This window comes from Cytobacillus sp. S13-E01, from assembly GCF_029193815.1.
Taxonomy (GTDB): Bacteria; Bacillota; Bacilli; order Bacillales; family Bacillaceae_L; genus Bacillus_BV.
The window spans coordinates 17966-36151 of the sequence record NZ_JARFVC010000008.1 but is presented as its reverse complement, the minus strand read 5'-3'; the positions used below and the strand labels follow the sequence as shown (position 1 = coordinate 36151).

The following is an 18186-nucleotide window of genomic DNA, read 5'->3' as shown; positions in this document are numbered from 1 at the left end:
TTTACACACTTTTAAGGACTTCACTAAAAAAAGCATTGTTTTATCAAGGCGACAAAGAGTTACGAGTAGATTTATGTTTTTATGAGCGGAATTAGTGATTTTATGTGCAGAAAAACAAACTTTATGTGCAGAATTGTTCCAATTATGTGCACTTTTAAACGAAATATGTGCACTTTCTACTAAAATAAGTGCAAACCCAAGTATAGCAACAAAAACGATACCTATACCTGAAAGGAGCACCAACACCTATGATCGCAGATTTTGGCCAACAAGCATTAATAAGTATTATTTCACATCTACTATTCATTTCAATTACGTGGTGGGCGCTACAAAGCTTGAATTTTGAAAAATTCCTGAAACCAAACCATGTGATTCAAGCCAGGCTACTACTTATCTTTATAACAATTGTAATTGGAGCAACAGTAAGCAATTTTTTCCTCGACTACATGATCTGGTCAAGGCAAATACCAACAATGTTTTAATCAACTAAAGGCGCGGGTGAACTGGTAACAGTTACGCGTGCCTTTTTATAATCAACGCCAAGAAAATCATTTCATCAATCCAATAATCCCGAGTTTTTCCACGTATGTACCATCTATGTTTGGCAAGAATGAAAGGTAAGGAGAGAGAGTAACGGTAACAAGGTTTTACATGATTATTTTGCCAATCATTTTAGGTTTTACTTTGGTTATGAATGGAAATATAGAGAATGGTGCACTGGGGAATAAACCAATAGAATGAAATGGTTGATGATAGAAAATGAATAACGGATTAATCAGTCCTTCGTAGCGATGAATTAAATAAAAATAAATAAAAATGCTGACTACCCCCAAATACAGAAATCTTTATTCGTATATAGTTTATGATATAAAAGGAGATCGTTGGGAACAAGCTTTAACTGATTCTTTTTATAAATCATTAAATTCGACAAACGACGACATCTTTCTAGAAAATCCCACTATTTTCACTTGTATAAAAGGCGAAAACAATGATAAGATGGAAGGTGTTTTGTATAATCAGGTCGACTACCTTTTAGAAGAATTTAATGCAGAGCGAATTGAATCGGCGAAAGAAGAGACATTCCTCTTGGTGTCTGCATATACTGAAAACTGGAAGAACGATATCCCTACATTAACTGAGAAAATGAATATACAAATCGCGTTACGAAAGTCTGGATTGGAAAAAGACTACGGTAGAAGTTGGCACACCAATCATTACTTCTGAATATTAATATAGAGAAAATGGACGCGGAGGGGAATACCTTGGAAAAAATCATCGTCCGTGGCGGTAGAAGGCTAAACGGTACTGTAAAGGTAGAAGGCGCAAAAAATGCCGTGTTGCCAGTTATCGCTGCATCTTTGTTAGCTAGTGATGGAAAAAGCGTAATATGTGATGTACCCACGCTTTCTGATGTATATACGATTAATGAAGTACTGCGAAATTTAAATGCAGATGTTACTTTTGAAAATAATCAAATCGTTGTTGATGCATCGAGAGAGCTTAAAACAGAAGCACCATTTGAATATGTCCGCAAAATGCGTGCATCAGTCCTTGTGATGGGTTCACTGCTTGCACGTAATGGTTGTGCAAGAGTAGCTTTACCAGGTGGCTGTGCAATTGGTTCACGTCCTATTGATCAACATTTAAAAGGCTTTGAAGCTATGGGAGCCAAGGTAAAAGTAGGTAACGGATTCATTGATGCACAAGTAGATGGAAGACTTCGTGGTGCGAAGGTTTATCTTGATTTCCCAAGTGTTGGGGCAACAGAAAATATTATGATGGCTGCATCTTTAGCAGAAGGCACTACGATTATTGAAAATGCTGCAAAAGAACCTGAGATTGTTGACTTAGCAAACTTCCTTAACTCAATGGGAGGAAAGGTAAGAGGCGCAGGTACTGGAACAATCCGTATTGAAGGTGTTCCTAAATTATACGGCACACAGCATAACATCATTCCTGATCGAATTGAAGCGGGTACATTTATGGTAGCCGCAGCAATCACAGGAGGAAATGTTTTAGTGCAAGGAGCTGTACCAGAACATTTAAGTTCATTAGTTGCAAAAATGGAAGAAATGGGCGTTACCATCACTGAAGAAAGAGATGGACTTCGTGTTATCGGTCCTGAGTACTTAAAACCGATCGATATAAAAACAATGCCACACCCAGGATTTCCAACCGATATGCAATCACAAATGATGGCTTTATTACTTCGTGCAAAAGGCACCAGTATGATTACAGAAACAGTGTTTGAAAATCGTTTCATGCATGTTGAAGAATTTAGACGCATGAACGGTGATATTAAAATTGAGGGACGTTCAGTTATTGTGAACGGACCATCTAAGCTTCAAGGAGCAGAAGTGTCTGCAACTGATTTACGTGCAGCAGCAGCTTTGATCTTATCAGGTCTAGTCGCGGATGGCTATACACGCATAACAGAATTAAAGCACCTTGATCGAGGCTATGTTAGCTTTCATGAGAAGCTAGCTGCAATTGGTGCGGATATCGAACGCATTTCTGAAGTAGTAATAGAACAATCTGAAGAAGTAAACGTTAATATGTGAAAGATAAAATAGTCAGATAATATACTGAGTAATATCTAATCAGTCTATTTTCTGGCTTTTTTTGTTGAATAAATATAGTCTAATCCACATTTGTCTTTTTCTACTAGTCATAAAAGGTTGTCCACCTCCATATCATTAAGTAAGGTTGTTTATTGCATTTATAAAAGCTATTACTTAAACTGGAGGTCAGCCATTCATGAAACCATTGAAACCACTTATCGTACTCGTATCAGTCTTATTTGTTGTCATTTTAATGATACCTACCATTTTAGTCGTTCCTTTTACAGATAAGGGAAATGGAACGCTCACAGAAGACCTTCAAACGGAAAAAAAGGAAGAAGTCCAAATTGCTTCAGGGCCTACGATAAATGTTGCTGTTTATCGAAGTAAGATAGAACAAATTGAAGAAATTCCATTAGAAGAGTATGTTGTCGGTGTCGTCGCATCTGAAATGTATGCTAATTTTGAACCAGAGGCCTTAAAAGCGCAGGCACTAGCCGCAAGAACCTATCTAGTCAAACAACTGTTAAGCGATGTAAGTGTCGGTATTCCTGAAGATGCAGATATTGGTGATACAGTTTTGCACCAAGTTTATAAAAATAAAGCTGAACTAAAAAAAGAATGGGGTAGAAATTATAGCACTAATCTTAAAAAGATTGAAGAAGCTGTGCTGCAAACAAAAGGCAAGATTTTAACATATGATAATAAGCCGATTGAACCACAATATTTTTCAACTAGCAATGGCTATACTGAAAACTCAGAGGCTTATTGGGAAAATGCTTACCCCTATTTAAAAAGTGTTGAAAGTCCATGGGATCAAAAATCACCTAAATTTTATGACCAAGTGACAATCACGGTTGCTGAATTTGAAAAAGCCCTTGGTGTTAAGCTAGGCAATGATGGATCAGTTGGAAAGATCATCTCACGAACACCGGGTAAACGTGTAGCTGAGGTAGAAGTTGGAAGTGAAAGGTTTACAGGTAGAGAAGTCCGTGAACTCCTAGACTTGAAATCGACCGACTTTGAGTGGAAACGAAATGGTAGTGAAATCGTAATCTCCACAAAAGGCTTTGGACACGGTGTTGGGATGAGCCAATACGGTGCAAATGGCATGGCACAAGAAGGCAAAAATTACGAAGAAATTATTTCTTATTATTATAAAGGTGTCCAAATCTCATCAGCTGAGCAGTACCTAACGAAGTTTACTGCGAAACAATAATTAAAGTGTCTGCCATAGTACAATGTACTGTGGCAGTTTGTTTATTTAATAATTAAGCAGTAAATGGTGTTTGGCGGGATTATCCGTGAATTTGGCGGAATTGTCCATTAAATCGGAAGGATTTGGTACAAATTGGCGGGATTCTAAAAGGTATCGCCTGATTATTTGATGGGTTCGGCTCGATTTGAGCTGGGGAGGAGAGAGAAAACCTTAGTCGGCCGAATTCTTGTTGAACTTGGACGAATAATATAGAGTTACGATTGAATAACTGCTGATTTAGCTCCTAGACACTTGGATAAACAGTCAAAATGTTCAATAAATAAAGTGCCAAGGACTATGCCCCAGCACCAAAATCACCTAGTAGATCCTATTTTTACACGTATACCCTCTAAAAAAGCCTTCAATTTGGTAGATTCATTAGAAAAGTAAAAACGCTTCACTACAATATAGCCGACAAGCACCCCAATTGTATCCTTTACCAAATCATTAACAGTAGCTGATCGATATGGTACGAAATACTGATGAAGTTCATCGCCAAAGCCATAGGAAATCGCAATCACTGCAGCTATAACATTTGTTTTGCGCGTAAGCTTGCCATCTACTACAAAAAACAAAACAAATAAGACATATAGAATTCCAAATTCAATAAGATGGAGTGATTCTTTAAATGGTCTGTCCCATCTGTAAGGTGTGTCAATTACTGCATCTTGTGGAAGGCTTGATAATATCCATATTAATGCCATATAGGCGAATGGTGCTGTTTTTATACAGTAGTACAACAAACGAAGTAACAATTTTAAAATCCCTCCCCAACCAACGGTATATCAGTAAATTAAAACATAAATGAATTATTTTTACGACATTTTTTAACTTTTATGTATAGTATTTTAATTTTGTCGAAAAATAATCTAAAAAAAGTTTTTAGTGGATGTATATAATTTGCTAGATATGTTCAGAATGATTGCTGAGGTGATGATAATGAGAGAGGAAGAAAAGAAACGTACTTCTCAAAATTCAAGTTTACAACGTTTTTTCAAAAAGCGTTGGGTATTTCCAGCAATCTATTTGGCTAGTGCAGCAATTATACTGACAGGTGTGTTATGGTTTCAAAGTAGTGGTAGCAAGGATTTGGCAGAAGAAGAGTATAATTACAGTGAAGATCTGCCAGGCACAGCCACGAATGAAAATGAACCAGCAGTTCCGGTTAACACATCACTTGAAAACTTTGCGATGCCTGTACTTGATGAAGACGCGGTTGAGATCTACAAGCAATTCTATGATACAGAAGCAAGTAAAGAAGAACAAGAAGCAGCACTTGTATCTTATGAAAACACATACTATCCAAACAAAGGTATCGACATTGTCGGGAAAGATGGCAAAAGCTTTGATGTAACAGCATCTCTTTCTGGTACAGTAGTCAGAGCCGCCGAAGATTCTTTATTTGGAAATATTGTTGAAATTGAGCACGCAGAAGGTGTGATAACAGTATACCAATCACTATCTGATGTCGTGGTAAAACAAGGTGATGCTGTTGAACAAGGTCAAGTAATTGCAAAAGCTGGAAAAAATTTATTTAACAAAGATGCACAAACACATGTGCACTTTGAAGTTCGAAACAATGGTATAGCAGTGAACCCACTTGAAATCTTCGAAAAGCCAATAACGTCTTTAGAAGAAAATGAAAGTGTATCTGAAGAACAACCTGCTGAAGAAGAAACACCTGCAGCTGACGAAGACACAGAAAAATCTCCTGCTGATGAAGAAAAATCAGAAGAAGATGAAAACACTGATGCTTCAATCGGTATGGCAACTGCATAAATAGTACGAAGTCTATCCTTAGTGGGTAGGCTTTTTTTTCGCAGTGCAATCACCACCGTATTCATGCTTTCAAGGGGCGGGTTCTAAACACCACAAAAAGCCCGCGAGCTTTCGTGTTTAAAATGACAGGATTTATAGCAAACTACAGATAACCGAGTAGGAAAGGATGAGGATGATGGCCAAAAACAACCAAGGCAATAAAAAAGATAAATTCAAGAAAACAAATGAAGGCAATGCGGCATATCCCGAGTATAGTGACAGAGAGCATCAACTAGATCAAACATCTGTTAATGGTACAAAGAGCGCGAATTATCCGGAATAAAGAAAAAAGACTTTATGGTGAGTTCCGCCGTAAAGTCTTTTTTAAAAAGATAAATGTATAAAAGTTTGCACCTAGTTTTAGTGTCTAGCCCTTTGGCCCCTGCGCTTATCTTAAAGTTTCAGCCCGGTTCTACTCTTAAATCGACGCAATAAGATATGACTCTCAACTCTTGTGATGCCTTCTAACGCATACAATTCCTCATTAATAAAATGTTCGAGCTTTGAAAAATCCTCAACGAGAACATGCATATGTAATGTACTTGGACCTGTCATTTGATAGCAACTCGCAACCTGAGGGTTATTTGCTAAGGCCTCAGCAACCCTTACTAATGAAGATGGCTCGCAATCCACCTCGAAAAACGCAGACACGCCTTTACCCACTTTTTCAGAATTAATCACCACTGAAAATTTCTCGATAATTCCATTTTCTATTAAATGATTGACTCGTTCCCGAATCGATACTCTTGAAAGACTCAGTTCTTTACCAATATCCACATATGACATCCTGCCATTTTCAGTTAGCAATTGGAGGATTTTTTTATCTGTTTCATCTAGTTTCAATACCTCACCACTTTTACAAAAATATGTAATATTAACTATCTTACCGTAATTATATTGAAAGATTCAAATCATTTTTTTGTTAGGGGGTTTTTTTAAAAAAAGTTTTGTTATAAGATAGCCATTTATATAAGGGCTTTAAAGCGTTAAAAAGTAAAATTAAAAATTTTTTCAGATAATTAGTAGATTTTTAAAAAGTCTTGTATTATAATTATGAAAATTACAAAAAGGAATAAAAACAAGTGAAACGCTTTCATAAAGAAGTATAAAGATACTTTTTTACGTCTTTATGAAAAATATTCCAGTTCAAAAAATTATAAGGGGGATAATAATATGAGTAATAAAAGTAAATTTCTTTTTGTTTTATTCGTAGGTGCTTTATTGTTACTTGCAGGATGTAGCGGCAGTAATAACACCTCATCTAATGATGGTTCAGCAAAAGAAGAAACAGAGACAGAGGAAACGACAGCAACTGAAAGTCAAGCATCAAAAACAACATTAGTAGCTGGACTTGATGATGATCCACCACAATTGGATCCGCATTTTTCAACAGCTGCAGTGGATCGACAAATTTATCAAAGTATTTATGACAAATTAATTGATGTAGATGAGGAACTAAACTTCGTACCGATGTTAGCTGAAAAGTGGGATATCACAGACGAAGGGAAAATATATACGTTTACACTTAGACAAGGTGTAACCTTCCATGATGGTACTCCGTTTAATGCAGAAGCGGTTAAATTTAATTTCGAAAGAATGATGGATCCTGCTAGTGGTTCACCTCGTGCTTCAGAGCTTTCATTAGTTGATACTATAGAAGTTGTTAATGAATTTACGTTAAAGGTAACACTTTCACAACCATTTAGCCCATTTTTGGCGGCATTAACAGACCGTGCTGGGATGATGGTTTCTCCAACTGCGGTTAAAGAAAAAGGGGAAGACTTTAAGAATTCTCCTGTAGGAACAGGTCCTTACAAATTTGTAAGCCGTGTGAAGCAAGACAAAATAGAAGTAGAGAAATACGCAGAGTACTGGGGCGGAGAGCCTAATTTTGAGAAAATTGTTTATCGTCCATATGGTGATGAGAATGTTCGTTTAACAAATCTATTATCTGGTGACTTAGACATTATTAATAAAGTTCCACCAAAAGATATCGAAAAGCTTAAAACAGACCCGAATATTACATTATCTGAGGCAGGAGCACTTGGTTTCCAAGGTCTATACTTAAACAATAAAAATGAGCCTTTCAATAACAAAGCACTACGTCAAGCACTAGATTTAGTAATTGACCGTGATGCAATTATCAAAGTAGCGCTTCGTGGTGCTGGTGTACCTGCTGCAGGAGCACTGCCTCCAGGAACATGGGCATATGATGAGAGCATTAAACCAACAGAACGTAATGTTGAAAAAGCAAAACAAATCATGGCAGATGCAGGATTCCCTGATGGATTCTCATTTACATTAAAGCTTTCACCAAAACCAGTTGAAGAACAAATTGCGCAAATGATTCAATCCATGGCAGCAGAAGCTGGAATCAAAGTTGAAATCGAATTAATCGAGTTTGGAGCAATGCTTGATGACATGGACAACTTTGAATTCGACGCTGTTCGACTAGGGTGGAGTGGAAGAACAGATCCAGATGGAAATATTTTCGCTTTATTCCATACAGAGGGTTCAATTAACTACGGTTACTCAAACCCACAAATGGATGAACTACTTGTACAAGCACGTACAGAGACAAATCAAGCTGCACGTAAAGAAATTTATACAAAAGCTCAAGCATTAGGAAAAGAGGAAGTACCATTTATCTTTATCTATCATGAGCTAGATTACAAAGCATATAAGAATTATCTTCAAGGCTATAAGCACATCCCAGACCAAATGATGCGTTTCCATACTGTAACTTTCAAATAATCATTCAGTAGGCTTGGAGATGAATTGGCTCCAAGCCTATGTATTTACTAGGAAGAGTAAGTTAGTCAAAAATTTGTACAATGTCTAGCTCTGGGTGCCACCTGTTCGAGGTCATAAGGCAAGTCGATATACGGGCACCCAAAGCTTTTCAAAATGGAGGGGAAAAGAATGGCTCGATTTCTAATACGTAGATTAGGCCTTATGGTTGTAATCCTTTTTATCGTTAGTATTATCATTTTTTCCTTAGTCCATCTAACACCAGGAGATCCCGCAAGGATGATGTTAGGTCAAGAGGCTACAGAAGAATCGTTAAATGCACTACGTGAAAAAATGGGTCTTAATGAACCATTGTATGTACAGTATCTAACTTGGATAGGTGGAATCATACAAGGTGACTTCGGAAATTCATTAAAAGACAACACACCAGTACTTACAGTGTTACTTCAAAAATTACCAGTAACAATCCAATTAACCATCATGTCATTTGCAATTGCATTAATTATCGCCATTCCTGCGGGTATTATTTCCGCTACAAGAAAAGGAACGTTTTGGGATTATTTCGGAACGACTTTTGCCTTATCAGGGGTCTCAATTCCACCGTTTTTTCTTGGAATTCTCTTAATCTTTATATTTGCAATTAGCTTAGGTTGGTTCCCACCTTCTGGTTATATAGAACCATGGGTTGATTTTAAAAAGAGTATGCTGCTAATGGTGTTGCCAGCAGTTGCAGTTGGAGTTCGCTTGTCTGCAGAGATTACGAGAATGCTTCGTTCAAGTATGCTCGAGGTCCTTGGGGCAGATTACATTCGTACTGCCTATTCAAAGGGTGTTTTAGAAAAAGGTGTAGTTATCGGTCACGCACTTAAAAATGCGTTAATCCCGGTTGTAACGGTAAGTGGATTACAGCTTGCAACCTTCTTAGGCGGTGCTGTTATTACAGAAACAATCTTTGCTGTACCAGGTCTTGGCAGACTAGTAGTTGATGCGATTCTAACAAGAGATTTCCCTGTCGTTCAAGGAGCGGTACTCTTTATGGCAATTGCCGTTGTTGTAACGAACTTCCTAATTGATATTCTTTACTCAATCTTAGATCCACGTATCAAATTAACAGGGGGGCAGTCATAATGGAACTAGCTAAATCTAAAACAGACCAGGTAAAGCCCATTCCTAATGAAAGTCCAAAGGTAAAAATGTTCAAACAAATGGCAGGTCGTTTTTTTCAAAATAAATTAGCTGTAATAGGAGGTATTTTTACACTTATACTCCTAATTATGGCGTTATTTTCCGCACAACTTGCTCCATATGATCCAATTGAGCAAGACTATGGAAAATTTCTGTCTGCTCCAAGTGCTGAAAATAAGCTAGGTACAGATGATCTAGGTCGTGATATTTTAAGTCGAGTCATTTACGGAGCGAAGGTGTCATTACAAGCAGGTATTATTTCTGTAGGTATTGCATTATTATTTGGTATTCCAATTGGTCTTTTTTCAGGCTATTACCGAGGTGTCCTTGATGAGTATGTGGTCATGAGATTCACAGATGCACTGCTATCATTCCCACCACTTGTCTTGGCGTTATCACTTGCTGCCGTACTTGGAGCAGGTTTGCAAAATGCGATGATTGCCATTGGTATCATCTTTACCCCGAACTTTATCCGCCTGATGAGAGCGGAAGTATTGAGTCAACGTGAAAGAGAATATGTTACGGCTGCAAAGGCTTCAGGAATTAATGATTTAGTGATTATGTTTCGTCATATCTTCCCGAACTGCTTGCCGCCAATTCTTGTGCAAGCAACATTGTCAATTGCAGCAGCGATTATCGCTGAAGCTTCATTAAGTTATTTGGGCTTAGGGACACAACCGCCAACACCAAGTTGGGGCTCAATGTTAGCGATGGGCCAAGGCTATTTAGCTGATGCACCATGGATTTCCTTATTCCCAGGCTTATTCATCTTTTTAACGGTGTTATCAATCAACTTATTCGGTGATGGATTACGTGATGCGTTAGACCCGAAACTTAAATAGGAGGGATTACAGGTGGTAGAATTAACTACTTTTTCTATTACAGCAAGGTGTAAAAAGACCGGAATGCTAGGGGTTGCTGTTTCAACGGCACGTCCAGCGGTTGGTTCCCTAGTGCCTTATGTAAGAGCTGGGGTAGGGGCAATTGCAACCCAAGCGCTTGTAAATCCTTACTATGGAATTGACGGGTTACGACTATTACAAAGCGGTCTATCAGCGAATCAAGTAAAGGATAAATTACTAGAATCAGATTCAGACTCAGATAGAAGACAGTTTGCAATCGTCGATATAAATGGAGAAACAGCCGCTTTTACAGGAGTTAATACAGTGCCCTGGCAGGGACATTTACGAGGTTCTCAGTTTGTCGTAGCAGGAAACATGTTAACAGGACCCGAAGTCTTACAAACAATGTTTGATACCTATGAAGCATTTGAGAATGAATCATTTCCAGAGCGGCTTCTAGCAACCTTGAAAAGTGGTCAAGAAGCAGGTGGTGACAAGCGCGGCAAACAATCTGCCGCCCTCTATGTTGTTTATGAAGAAGACTATCCATTAGTCGATATCCGTGTCGATGAACATACAGATCCAGTTACAGAATTATTCAGAGTATACAAAGTTTGCGAGACAGATTTATTTCCATATACTCATAATCTTTTAAAAAGAAAGGGGGACTCATAATGTCAATGTCACAACCTCTACTAGAAGTAAAAGACTTACGTGTTAGTTTTAAAGCGAAAAAGAAAACAACGAATATCGTAGCGGGCCTTTCGTTTAAGGTTGAAAAAGGAAAGACTCTTTGTATTGTTGGTGAATCTGGCTGTGGCAAAAGTATGACGTCACTTTCTGTTATGGGATTACTTCCAAAGACCGGTGAACTTGAAGGGGAAGTCCTGTTAAAAGGAGAAAACCTAGCTACCAAGACGATGAAGCAAATGAGTAAAATACGTGGAAAACAGCTTTCAATGATTTTTCAAGAGCCAATGACCTCACTCAATCCGGTTCAAACGGTAGGAAAACAAATTTCAGAATCAATTATGATTCACGAACAGGTTGGTAAAAAGGAAGCACGTGTAAAAGCAATTGATATGTTGAAACTTGTTGGAATCCCGTCACCTGAGAAACGTGTCGACGCATATCCTCATGAACTAAGTGGTGGAATGCGCCAACGTGTGATGATTGCAATCGCGTTAAGCTGTAACCCTGAACTGCTAATTGCCGATGAACCAACAACAGCACTAGATGTAACGATTCAAGCGCAGATTCTAGATTTAATGAAGAATCTACAAAAAGAGTTTGAAATGGGAATCATCATGATTACCCATGATCTAGCTGTTGTTTATGAAATGGCAGACACAGTACTTGTTATGTATGCAGGAAAAGCAGTTGAATATGGTGACCGCAAAGCAATTTTTAGCAACCCTAAACATCCCTATACACAAGGCTTGCTTCAATGTATTCCAGATGTAGATGATGAAGAAGAACGCGAAGAGCTTTTTGTTATTAAAGGATCCGTACCAAGTCCTGACAAGATGCCAACAGGCTGTCGATTTGTTGATCGTTGTCCATTTGCACAAGAGATGTGTGTAGACAATGCGCCACCACTAGTGAGTGAAGAAGACAGTAACCATTTGGTAAGCTGTTGGAAATATACAGACAGCTGGATTGCAGAGAAGGAGGGAGAGCTAAATGAGTCAATTAGCCGAGAAATCGCAGCCTCAAAATCTTCTTGAAATAAGTGAGTTAACTAAGCATTTTCCTGTCGGAGACTCAGGTCTTTTTAATAAAGACAAGCAGGTTGTACGGGCACTTGATGGGATCTCTTTTTCACTTAAAAAGGGAGAAACCTTAGGAATCGTTGGTGAATCAGGTTGTGGAAAGTCAACAATGGGAAGAGCAATCCTTAGACTACATGAACCGAGCTCAGGTTCGATTGTGTTTGAAGGCTCAGATATCACATCGATTTCTAAACGTGATATGAGAGAAAAGCGAAAAGATTTACAAATTATCTTTCAAGATCCTTATAGTTCATTAAATCCAAGGATGACAGTTGGTGCCATGCTTTCGGAAATCGTCCAAACACATAAAATTGTTCCTAAGAAGGAAGAATTTGACTACGTTTGTAACCTTTTAAAAGAAGTGGGATTATCAGAAGAATATTATTACCGTTTTCCGCATGAATTTTCAGGTGGACAGCGTCAACGTGTCGGTATTGCAAGAGCACTTTGTGTAAACCCGAAACTTATCGTTTGTGATGAGGCGGTTTCAGCACTAGATGTTTCCGTCCAATCACAAATTCTAAACTTACTACAGCGCTTGAAGAAAGAACATCATTTAACATACCTGTTCATTTCCCATGACTTAAGTGTCGTAAAGCATGTAAGTGACCGTGTTGCTGTTATGTACCTAGGGAAAATAGTTGAGCTTGCAGATAAAATGGACATGTATGCTGATCCATTACATCCCTATACTCGCGCGCTTTTATCAGCGATTCCTTCAACCAAAGAGGAAGCTAAACGTGAGCGAATCATCCTAACTGGTGACGTACCAAGTCCACTAAACGTACCAAGTGGCTGTCGCTTCCATACAAGATGTCCAATCGCCACTGATAAATGTCGTGAGGTTGAGCCAGTGTTTACAGAAATGAGTGCAGGGCATTTTGTTGCTTGTCATCATGTTTAGCCTTTAACGGTTTTCTCCTTACATTTGAAATATAGGCCACCATACACCCTTACTCCGTGAGTAAGGGTGTATTTAGCGTAGAACTAGGCACAGATTTAATGTTAATTAAACAAAAGATTTGGTAAATCTATAAAATTCTAATAATTCGGTGGACATACAAAAGGAAAGCATATATACTAAAAAATATAACAAACGAAAGTGATTCAAATTAATAAGTTACATTTGTTATGAATAAGCTTATTGATTGTAATTACTTGATGATTTTAAAAGGGGGAAACAAAACGTGAAAAACATATTAGGAAGAAAAAGTAGTCTTATAATGGTAGTAATGACGATCCTTGCTCTACTGCTATCAGCGTGTGGATCAAATAGTGCAGGCAGTTCAGGTGAAGGTGAGAGTGAGAGTAGTTATCCAGAGAAGACAATTAAGTTAATTGTTCCATGGGCAGCAGGAGGAGACTCTGATGTTATTGCACGGATTACGAACAAATACTTAGAAGAAGAATTGGGACAAAAAATTATTGTTACAAATATCGGTGGAGCTGGTGGAGCTGTTGGAGCTCAGGAAGCACTAGCTACAGAGCCTGATGGGTATACATTGTTTGCGGGACATGATTCAATCGCAGTCTCTAATTTAATGGGGAAAACGGACTTTTCTTATTTTGAATTTGAACCAGTAGCATTAATGACAACAGCAAATCAGTTAATTGCAACGCACGTTGATAACGAGTGGGAAAGTATTACAGACGTTGTAAATGAACTAAAAGAAAATCCAGAGTCAATCAGCTTCGGAGCGACAATTGGTTCAACAACTCATATTGTTCCACTAGGGATTATGGATAAATCAGATGTGAAATTCAATATTGTTAGTTATGAAGGCACAGCAGAACGTACTCAAGCACTACTAGGTAACCATCTTAACCTTGGTTCAACAACAATCCCGGCAGCAAAAGAATATTTAAAAGCTGGTCAATTGAAAATGTTAGCAATTGCTTCTGCAGAGAGAAATCCTGCTTTACCAGATGTTCCTACATTAAAGGAACAAGGAATTGATTTTGTAAATGCAACAAACCGTGGTTACTTCTTCCCAAAAGGTACGCCTAAAGAAATCGTAAAAGCAATGAACGATGCAATGAAGAAGGTTGCAGAAAATCCTGATTATATTAAAGAAATGGAAGATATGGGCGTTAACGTGAACTATATGGGTACGGAAGATTATACAAAGTATCTAGAAGATGACGTAGCATATTTAGAAGGAATGCTGAAACGTCAGGGAATTATTGAATAAGATTTGAGGAGTGTACTGTATGGCAAATAATAGAATAGTAAGTATTGGATTACTTGTATTTTGCGGCTTCTTTTACTATCAAACAACACTGTTTCAAACTAAAGATTTAACTGGGATAACAGCGGCATTTTTTCCAAGAGTAATACTAAGTATTATTGCCATACTCTCTGTTGTGATGTTGATTAAATCGTTTTTTGTTCCACAAAAAATAGTAGAAGCACAAAAAGAATCAGAGGTACAAGAAAAAAGAGGGTGGATCGTTTGGATCCTTTTCGCCCTCTTTGGTGTATATGTCATTTTAATTCAAGTCATTGGTTTTATCACTTCTTCATTTTTATTCATGTCCGTGGTTTACCTTTTAATCGTGAGGGAAAAAAGACCTTTAAAACAACACCTTGTTGCTATCGGTGGGTTACTGGTTGTTTCAGTGGGAATATCCATGTTTTTTCAAACCGTTCTTCAAGTATTCTTACCTAGAGGTGTATTTTTCTAAACAGAAAGGAGTGGGACCATGGAAAATTTAGTAATGAGTATACAGGCAATTTTACAATGGGATACATTGTTGTTAATGGTCGTGGGTGTAATAGCTGGGATCATCTTTGGCTGTATTCCTGGATTTACAATAACGATGGCAGTCGCATTAACACTACCCTTTAGTTTTTCGCTTGAACCTTTACAAGGTATTTCCTTGATGATGGGTGTTTGGTTGGGCGGGGCTTCAGGTGGTTTGATCTCTGCTTGTTTATTAGGTATACCAGGTACTCCATCGGCAATGGCCACAACCTTTGATGGATTCCCAATGGTTAAAAACGGTGAACCTGGAAGAGCGTTATCCATTGGTTTATGGTCATCGTTTGTTGGATCACTAATAGGTGGAATTATCTTAGTTTTAGCAGCTCCATTATTATCAGCATGGGCGATTAAATTTGGACCATGGGAATTTTTTAGTTTAATGGTATTTGGCTTAAGTGCCATTGCAAGCTTAGGTAGCGGAAATCTTATTAAAGGACTTATTGCAGGTCTTTTAGGGATGTTTATAGGAACAATTGGATTAGATCCAGTTTTAGGAACGGAACGTTTTACATTTGGCTCAACAGACTTATTAGCTGGAATTAGTTACTTACCAGTCCTAATCGGAATTTTTGCCTTTTCACAGCTACTTTCTGAGGTGAAGAAAAAGCCTAATGAGAAAATTACAATCAATAAAGATATCAGTCTCCATTATCCAATAAGAAAAGTAGTTAAAGACCTTGCATCTTCTTGGATAAATGTTGTGAGATCTTCTATTATTGGAACAGTGGTTGGTGCTCTACCTGGTGCAGGATCAAGTATTGCGAATATTCTTAGTTATGATATCGCAAAAAAAGTATCAAAGAATCCAGGTAAGTTTGGAACAGGCACAAAGGATGGGATTATTGCCGCAGAAACTGCTAATAACTCTTCAGAGGGTGGTGCCTTAATTCCGACATTAGCGTTAGGAATTCCAGGTAGTGCTGTTACCGTTATGATGATGGGAGCATTATTAGTACATGGTATTCAGCCAGGACCTTACTTTTTAATCTCAGAGCCTGTCTTAGCATATGGAATTTTCTTAGCATTTTTTATATCTGCTATTTTCATGCTTCTTATACAAGCATTTGGAATTAGATTGTTCTTAAAAATTACGGATGTACCAATGCACTATCTACTTCCTGTCGTATTTATACTGTGTGCATTAGGAAGTTTTGCTATTAACAATCGCGTATTTGATATTTGGATCCTTTTAATATTCGGAGTAGTCGGTTACTTGCTGAAAAAGTTTAATTTTTCTTTAGCGGCCTTTGTGTTAGGCGTTATTTTAGGGCCATTAACAGAGGTCAATTTGAGAAGAGCTGTTTCAACTGATGCAGATTTATCACTATTTTTTACAAGGCCTATTTCAGGTGTGCTACTAACCTTAACAATTTTATCAATTATTTATGCAGTAGTATCAGAGATTCGAGAAGGTAGAAGATTAGCTATGGAAAGTAATGAAGATAACAGTATAAAAAATTAATTCCTATATTTTTTAGAAAGAATATAGAGTTTCATTGGATTTTACTTTATAATCAATTTACTAGTTTGTTAGTTCCGTTTGTAAAGTATATGAATTAGATAAACTAACAAACGGAAACTTAGGGTTAATATTCCAAGTCTACTTAGAGGAGTGTACTACATGAATTTCGATTATTTAAATCATCCATATGCATCACAAAGAACAACGACATTTGCGAAAAATGGTATGGTCGCTACGTCTCAGCCACTTGCAGCACAAGCTGGATTAGATATTTTGAAAAAGGGTGGGAATGCAATTGATGCGGCGATTGCGACGGCGGCATGTTTGACTGTTGTTGAGCCTACGTCAAATGGTATTGGTGGAGATGCTTTTGCGCTTGTTTGGACAAAGGGAGAATTGCACGGGTTAAATGGAAGTGGCCCTGCTCCAAAAAGCATTTCAATTGATGCGGTCAAAGAAAAAGGACATGAGTCTATGCCTACTTTTGGGTTAATCCCAGTTACAGTTCCAGGTGTGCCAGGTGCATGGGCAGAGCTATCAAGAAGATTTGGTAAACTGCCTTTAACTGAAGTTTTACAACCTGCAATTGACTATGCAGAAATGGGGTATCCTCTTTCACCAGTGCTAGCGAAATATTGGAATGCAGCTTACGAAAAGTTCAAAGAAATGTTTACGACTGATGAATACAAACCTTGGTTTGATACGTTTGCTAAAGAAGGTAAAGCACCACAAGTTGGTGACGTTTGGAAGTCACAAGGGCATGCTGATACATTACGTTCAATTGCAGAAACAAATGCAGAAAGCTTTTACCGTGGTGAATTAGCTAACAAAATTGATCAATTTTCAAAAGAACATGGTGGATTTATCTCTAAAGAAGATTTAGCAGATTATAAACCAGAGTGGGTACAACCAATCAAGGTTAACTACCGTGGTTATGATGTTTGGGAGATTCCACCAAATGGCCAAGGGATTGTTGCGTTAATGGCTCTTAATATGATGAAGGGTTATGAGCTCACTGAGAAGGAATCTGTAGAAACATATCATAAACAAATCGAAACTATGAAGCTAGCATTTGCAGATGGGAAGAAATATGTAACAGATCCAGAGAAGATGTCTGTTAGCTCTGAGCAGCTTCTTTCAGAGGAATTTGCCCAAACAAGACGTAATTTAATCGGAGATGTTGCTCTAACTCCTGAACCAGGCACACCTCCAAGTGGTGGAACAGTGTACCTTGCAACTGCTGATGGTGAAGGTAATATGGTTTCATTTATCCAAAGTAATTACATGGGCTTTGGATCAGGAATTGTTATCCCTGGAACAGGAATTGGACTCCAAAACCGTGGTCATGATTTCTCATTAGATCCGACTCATGAAAATGCGTTAGAACCAGGTAAAAAGACATATCATACCATTATCCCTGGATTTTTAACGAAGGACAACGAAGCGGTTGGGCCATTTGGTGTAATGGGTGGATATATGCAGCCACAAGGACACGCTCAAGTCGTTATGAATACAGTTGATTTCAACCTAAATCCGCAGGCGGCACTTGATGCAGCAAGATGGCAGTGGATGGAAGGTAAAAAAGTACTTGTTGAACCAAGCTTCCCAGCACATATTGCACAAGCGCTTGCTCGTAAAGGTCATCAAATTCAAGTCGCTTTAGATGGTGGTGGCTTCGGGCGTGGACAAATCATTTGGCGCGATCCAAAAACAGGTGTATTAGCGGGTGGTACGGAATCTAGAACAGATGGTGCGGTTGCTGCTTGGTAATT

The 18186-nt window shown here is 38.1% G+C and carries 18 protein-coding genes; 16 read left to right on the top strand and 2 right to left on the bottom strand.

The window, feature by feature from the left end; all coding sequences use genetic code 11:
* The first annotated feature begins 248 nt into the window (after positions 1-248).
* The 4 genes from PY093_RS07675 (at position 249) to spoIID (ending at position 3780) form a co-directional block, all read left to right on the top strand.
* Complete coding sequence (locus PY093_RS07675) at positions 249-482, top strand: DUF1146 family protein (protein ID WP_275645298.1); 234 nt, start codon at positions 249-251, stop codon at positions 480-482.
* A 334-nt stretch (positions 483-816) separates the two neighbouring features.
* Positions 817-1224 (top strand): YwmB family TATA-box binding protein, encoded by a 408-nt coding sequence (locus tag PY093_RS07670; protein ID WP_275645297.1) that lies wholly within the window; start codon positions 817-819, stop codon positions 1222-1224.
* A gap of 38 nt (positions 1225-1262) precedes the next feature.
* The gene (gene murA / locus PY093_RS07665) at positions 1263-2561 is read left to right on the top strand and encodes a UDP-N-acetylglucosamine 1-carboxyvinyltransferase (protein ID WP_275645296.1); all 1299 of its coding nucleotides are present in this window, start codon (positions 1263-1265) and stop codon (positions 2559-2561) included.
* A gap of 196 nt (positions 2562-2757) precedes the next feature.
* Positions 2758-3780, top strand: a complete 1023-nt coding sequence (spoIID, locus tag PY093_RS07660; protein WP_275645295.1) for a stage II sporulation protein D — start codon at positions 2758-2760, stop codon at positions 3778-3780.
* 353 nt (positions 3781-4133) lie between these two features.
* On the opposite strand, the gene PY093_RS07655 is transcribed toward spoIID, so the two are convergent.
* Positions 4134-4574, bottom strand: coding sequence for a VanZ family protein (locus PY093_RS07655; RefSeq protein ID WP_275645294.1), 441 nt, complete (start codon positions 4572-4574; stop codon positions 4134-4136).
* Between the two features lie 154 nt (positions 4575-4728).
* Here PY093_RS07655 and spoIIQ point away from each other — a divergent pair, with 154 nt between their 5' ends.
* Both spoIIQ and PY093_RS07645 read left to right on the top strand, forming a co-directional pair.
* Positions 4729-5598, top strand: a complete 870-nt coding sequence (spoIIQ, locus tag PY093_RS07650) for a stage II sporulation protein SpoIIQ (RefSeq protein ID WP_275645407.1) — start codon at positions 4729-4731, stop codon at positions 5596-5598.
* Positions 5599-5770: 172 nt separating this feature from the next.
* Positions 5771-5920, top strand: a complete 150-nt coding sequence (locus PY093_RS07645; RefSeq protein ID WP_275645293.1) for a hypothetical protein — start codon at positions 5771-5773, stop codon at positions 5918-5920.
* 110 nt (positions 5921-6030) lie between these two features.
* Here the strand turns inward: PY093_RS07645 and PY093_RS07640 are convergent, their stop codons facing one another.
* Positions 6031-6480 carry an Lrp/AsnC family transcriptional regulator gene (locus tag PY093_RS07640; protein ID WP_275645292.1) on the bottom strand — a complete coding sequence of 150 codons (450 nt, stop codon included), beginning with the start codon at positions 6478-6480 and terminating at the stop codon, positions 6031-6033.
* A 330-nt stretch (positions 6481-6810) separates the two neighbouring features.
* On the opposite strand from PY093_RS07640, the gene PY093_RS07635 reads away from it, so the two are divergent.
* The 10 genes from PY093_RS07635 (at position 6811) to ggt (ending at position 18184) form a co-directional block, all read left to right on the top strand.
* On the top strand, positions 6811-8391 hold the full coding sequence (locus PY093_RS07635; protein WP_275645291.1) for an ABC transporter substrate-binding protein: 1581 nt from the start codon (positions 6811-6813) through the stop codon (positions 8389-8391).
* 168 nt (positions 8392-8559) lie between these two features.
* Positions 8560-9516, top strand: a complete 957-nt coding sequence (locus PY093_RS07630; protein ID WP_275645290.1) for an ABC transporter permease — start codon at positions 8560-8562, stop codon at positions 9514-9516.
* A 65-nt stretch (positions 9517-9581) separates the two neighbouring features.
* Positions 9582-10415, top strand: coding sequence for an ABC transporter permease (locus PY093_RS07625; protein WP_275645406.1), 834 nt, complete (start codon positions 9582-9584; stop codon positions 10413-10415).
* Between the two features lie 12 nt (positions 10416-10427).
* Positions 10428-11090 carry a DUF1028 domain-containing protein gene (locus PY093_RS07620; RefSeq protein ID WP_275645289.1) on the top strand — a complete coding sequence of 221 codons (663 nt, stop codon included), beginning with the start codon at positions 10428-10430 and terminating at the stop codon, positions 11088-11090.
* 5 nt (positions 11091-11095) lie between these two features.
* A complete protein-coding gene (locus tag PY093_RS07615) occupies positions 11096-12142 on the top strand; it encodes an ABC transporter ATP-binding protein (protein WP_481769287.1) in 1047 nt (348 codons plus the stop codon).
* Complete coding sequence (locus PY093_RS07610; RefSeq protein ID WP_275645287.1) at positions 12099-13091, top strand: ABC transporter ATP-binding protein; 993 nt, start codon at positions 12099-12101, stop codon at positions 13089-13091. Before PY093_RS07615 ends, PY093_RS07610 begins: the two co-directional genes overlap by 44 nt.
* A gap of 283 nt (positions 13092-13374) precedes the next feature.
* Complete coding sequence (locus PY093_RS07605) at positions 13375-14379, top strand: tripartite tricarboxylate transporter substrate binding protein (protein ID WP_275645286.1); 1005 nt, start codon at positions 13375-13377, stop codon at positions 14377-14379.
* A gap of 19 nt (positions 14380-14398) precedes the next feature.
* Positions 14399-14872, top strand: a complete 474-nt coding sequence (locus PY093_RS07600) for a tripartite tricarboxylate transporter TctB family protein (protein WP_275645285.1) — start codon at positions 14399-14401, stop codon at positions 14870-14872.
* An 18-nt stretch (positions 14873-14890) separates the two neighbouring features.
* Positions 14891-16414: a tripartite tricarboxylate transporter permease gene (locus PY093_RS07595; RefSeq protein ID WP_275645284.1), complete on the top strand. Its 1524-nt coding sequence runs from the start codon at positions 14891-14893 to the stop codon at positions 16412-16414.
* Positions 16415-16573: 159 nt separating this feature from the next.
* Positions 16574-18184: a gamma-glutamyltransferase gene (gene ggt, locus PY093_RS07590; protein ID WP_275645283.1), complete on the top strand. Its 1611-nt coding sequence runs from the start codon at positions 16574-16576 to the stop codon at positions 18182-18184.
* Positions 18185-18186 lie beyond the last annotated feature (2 nt).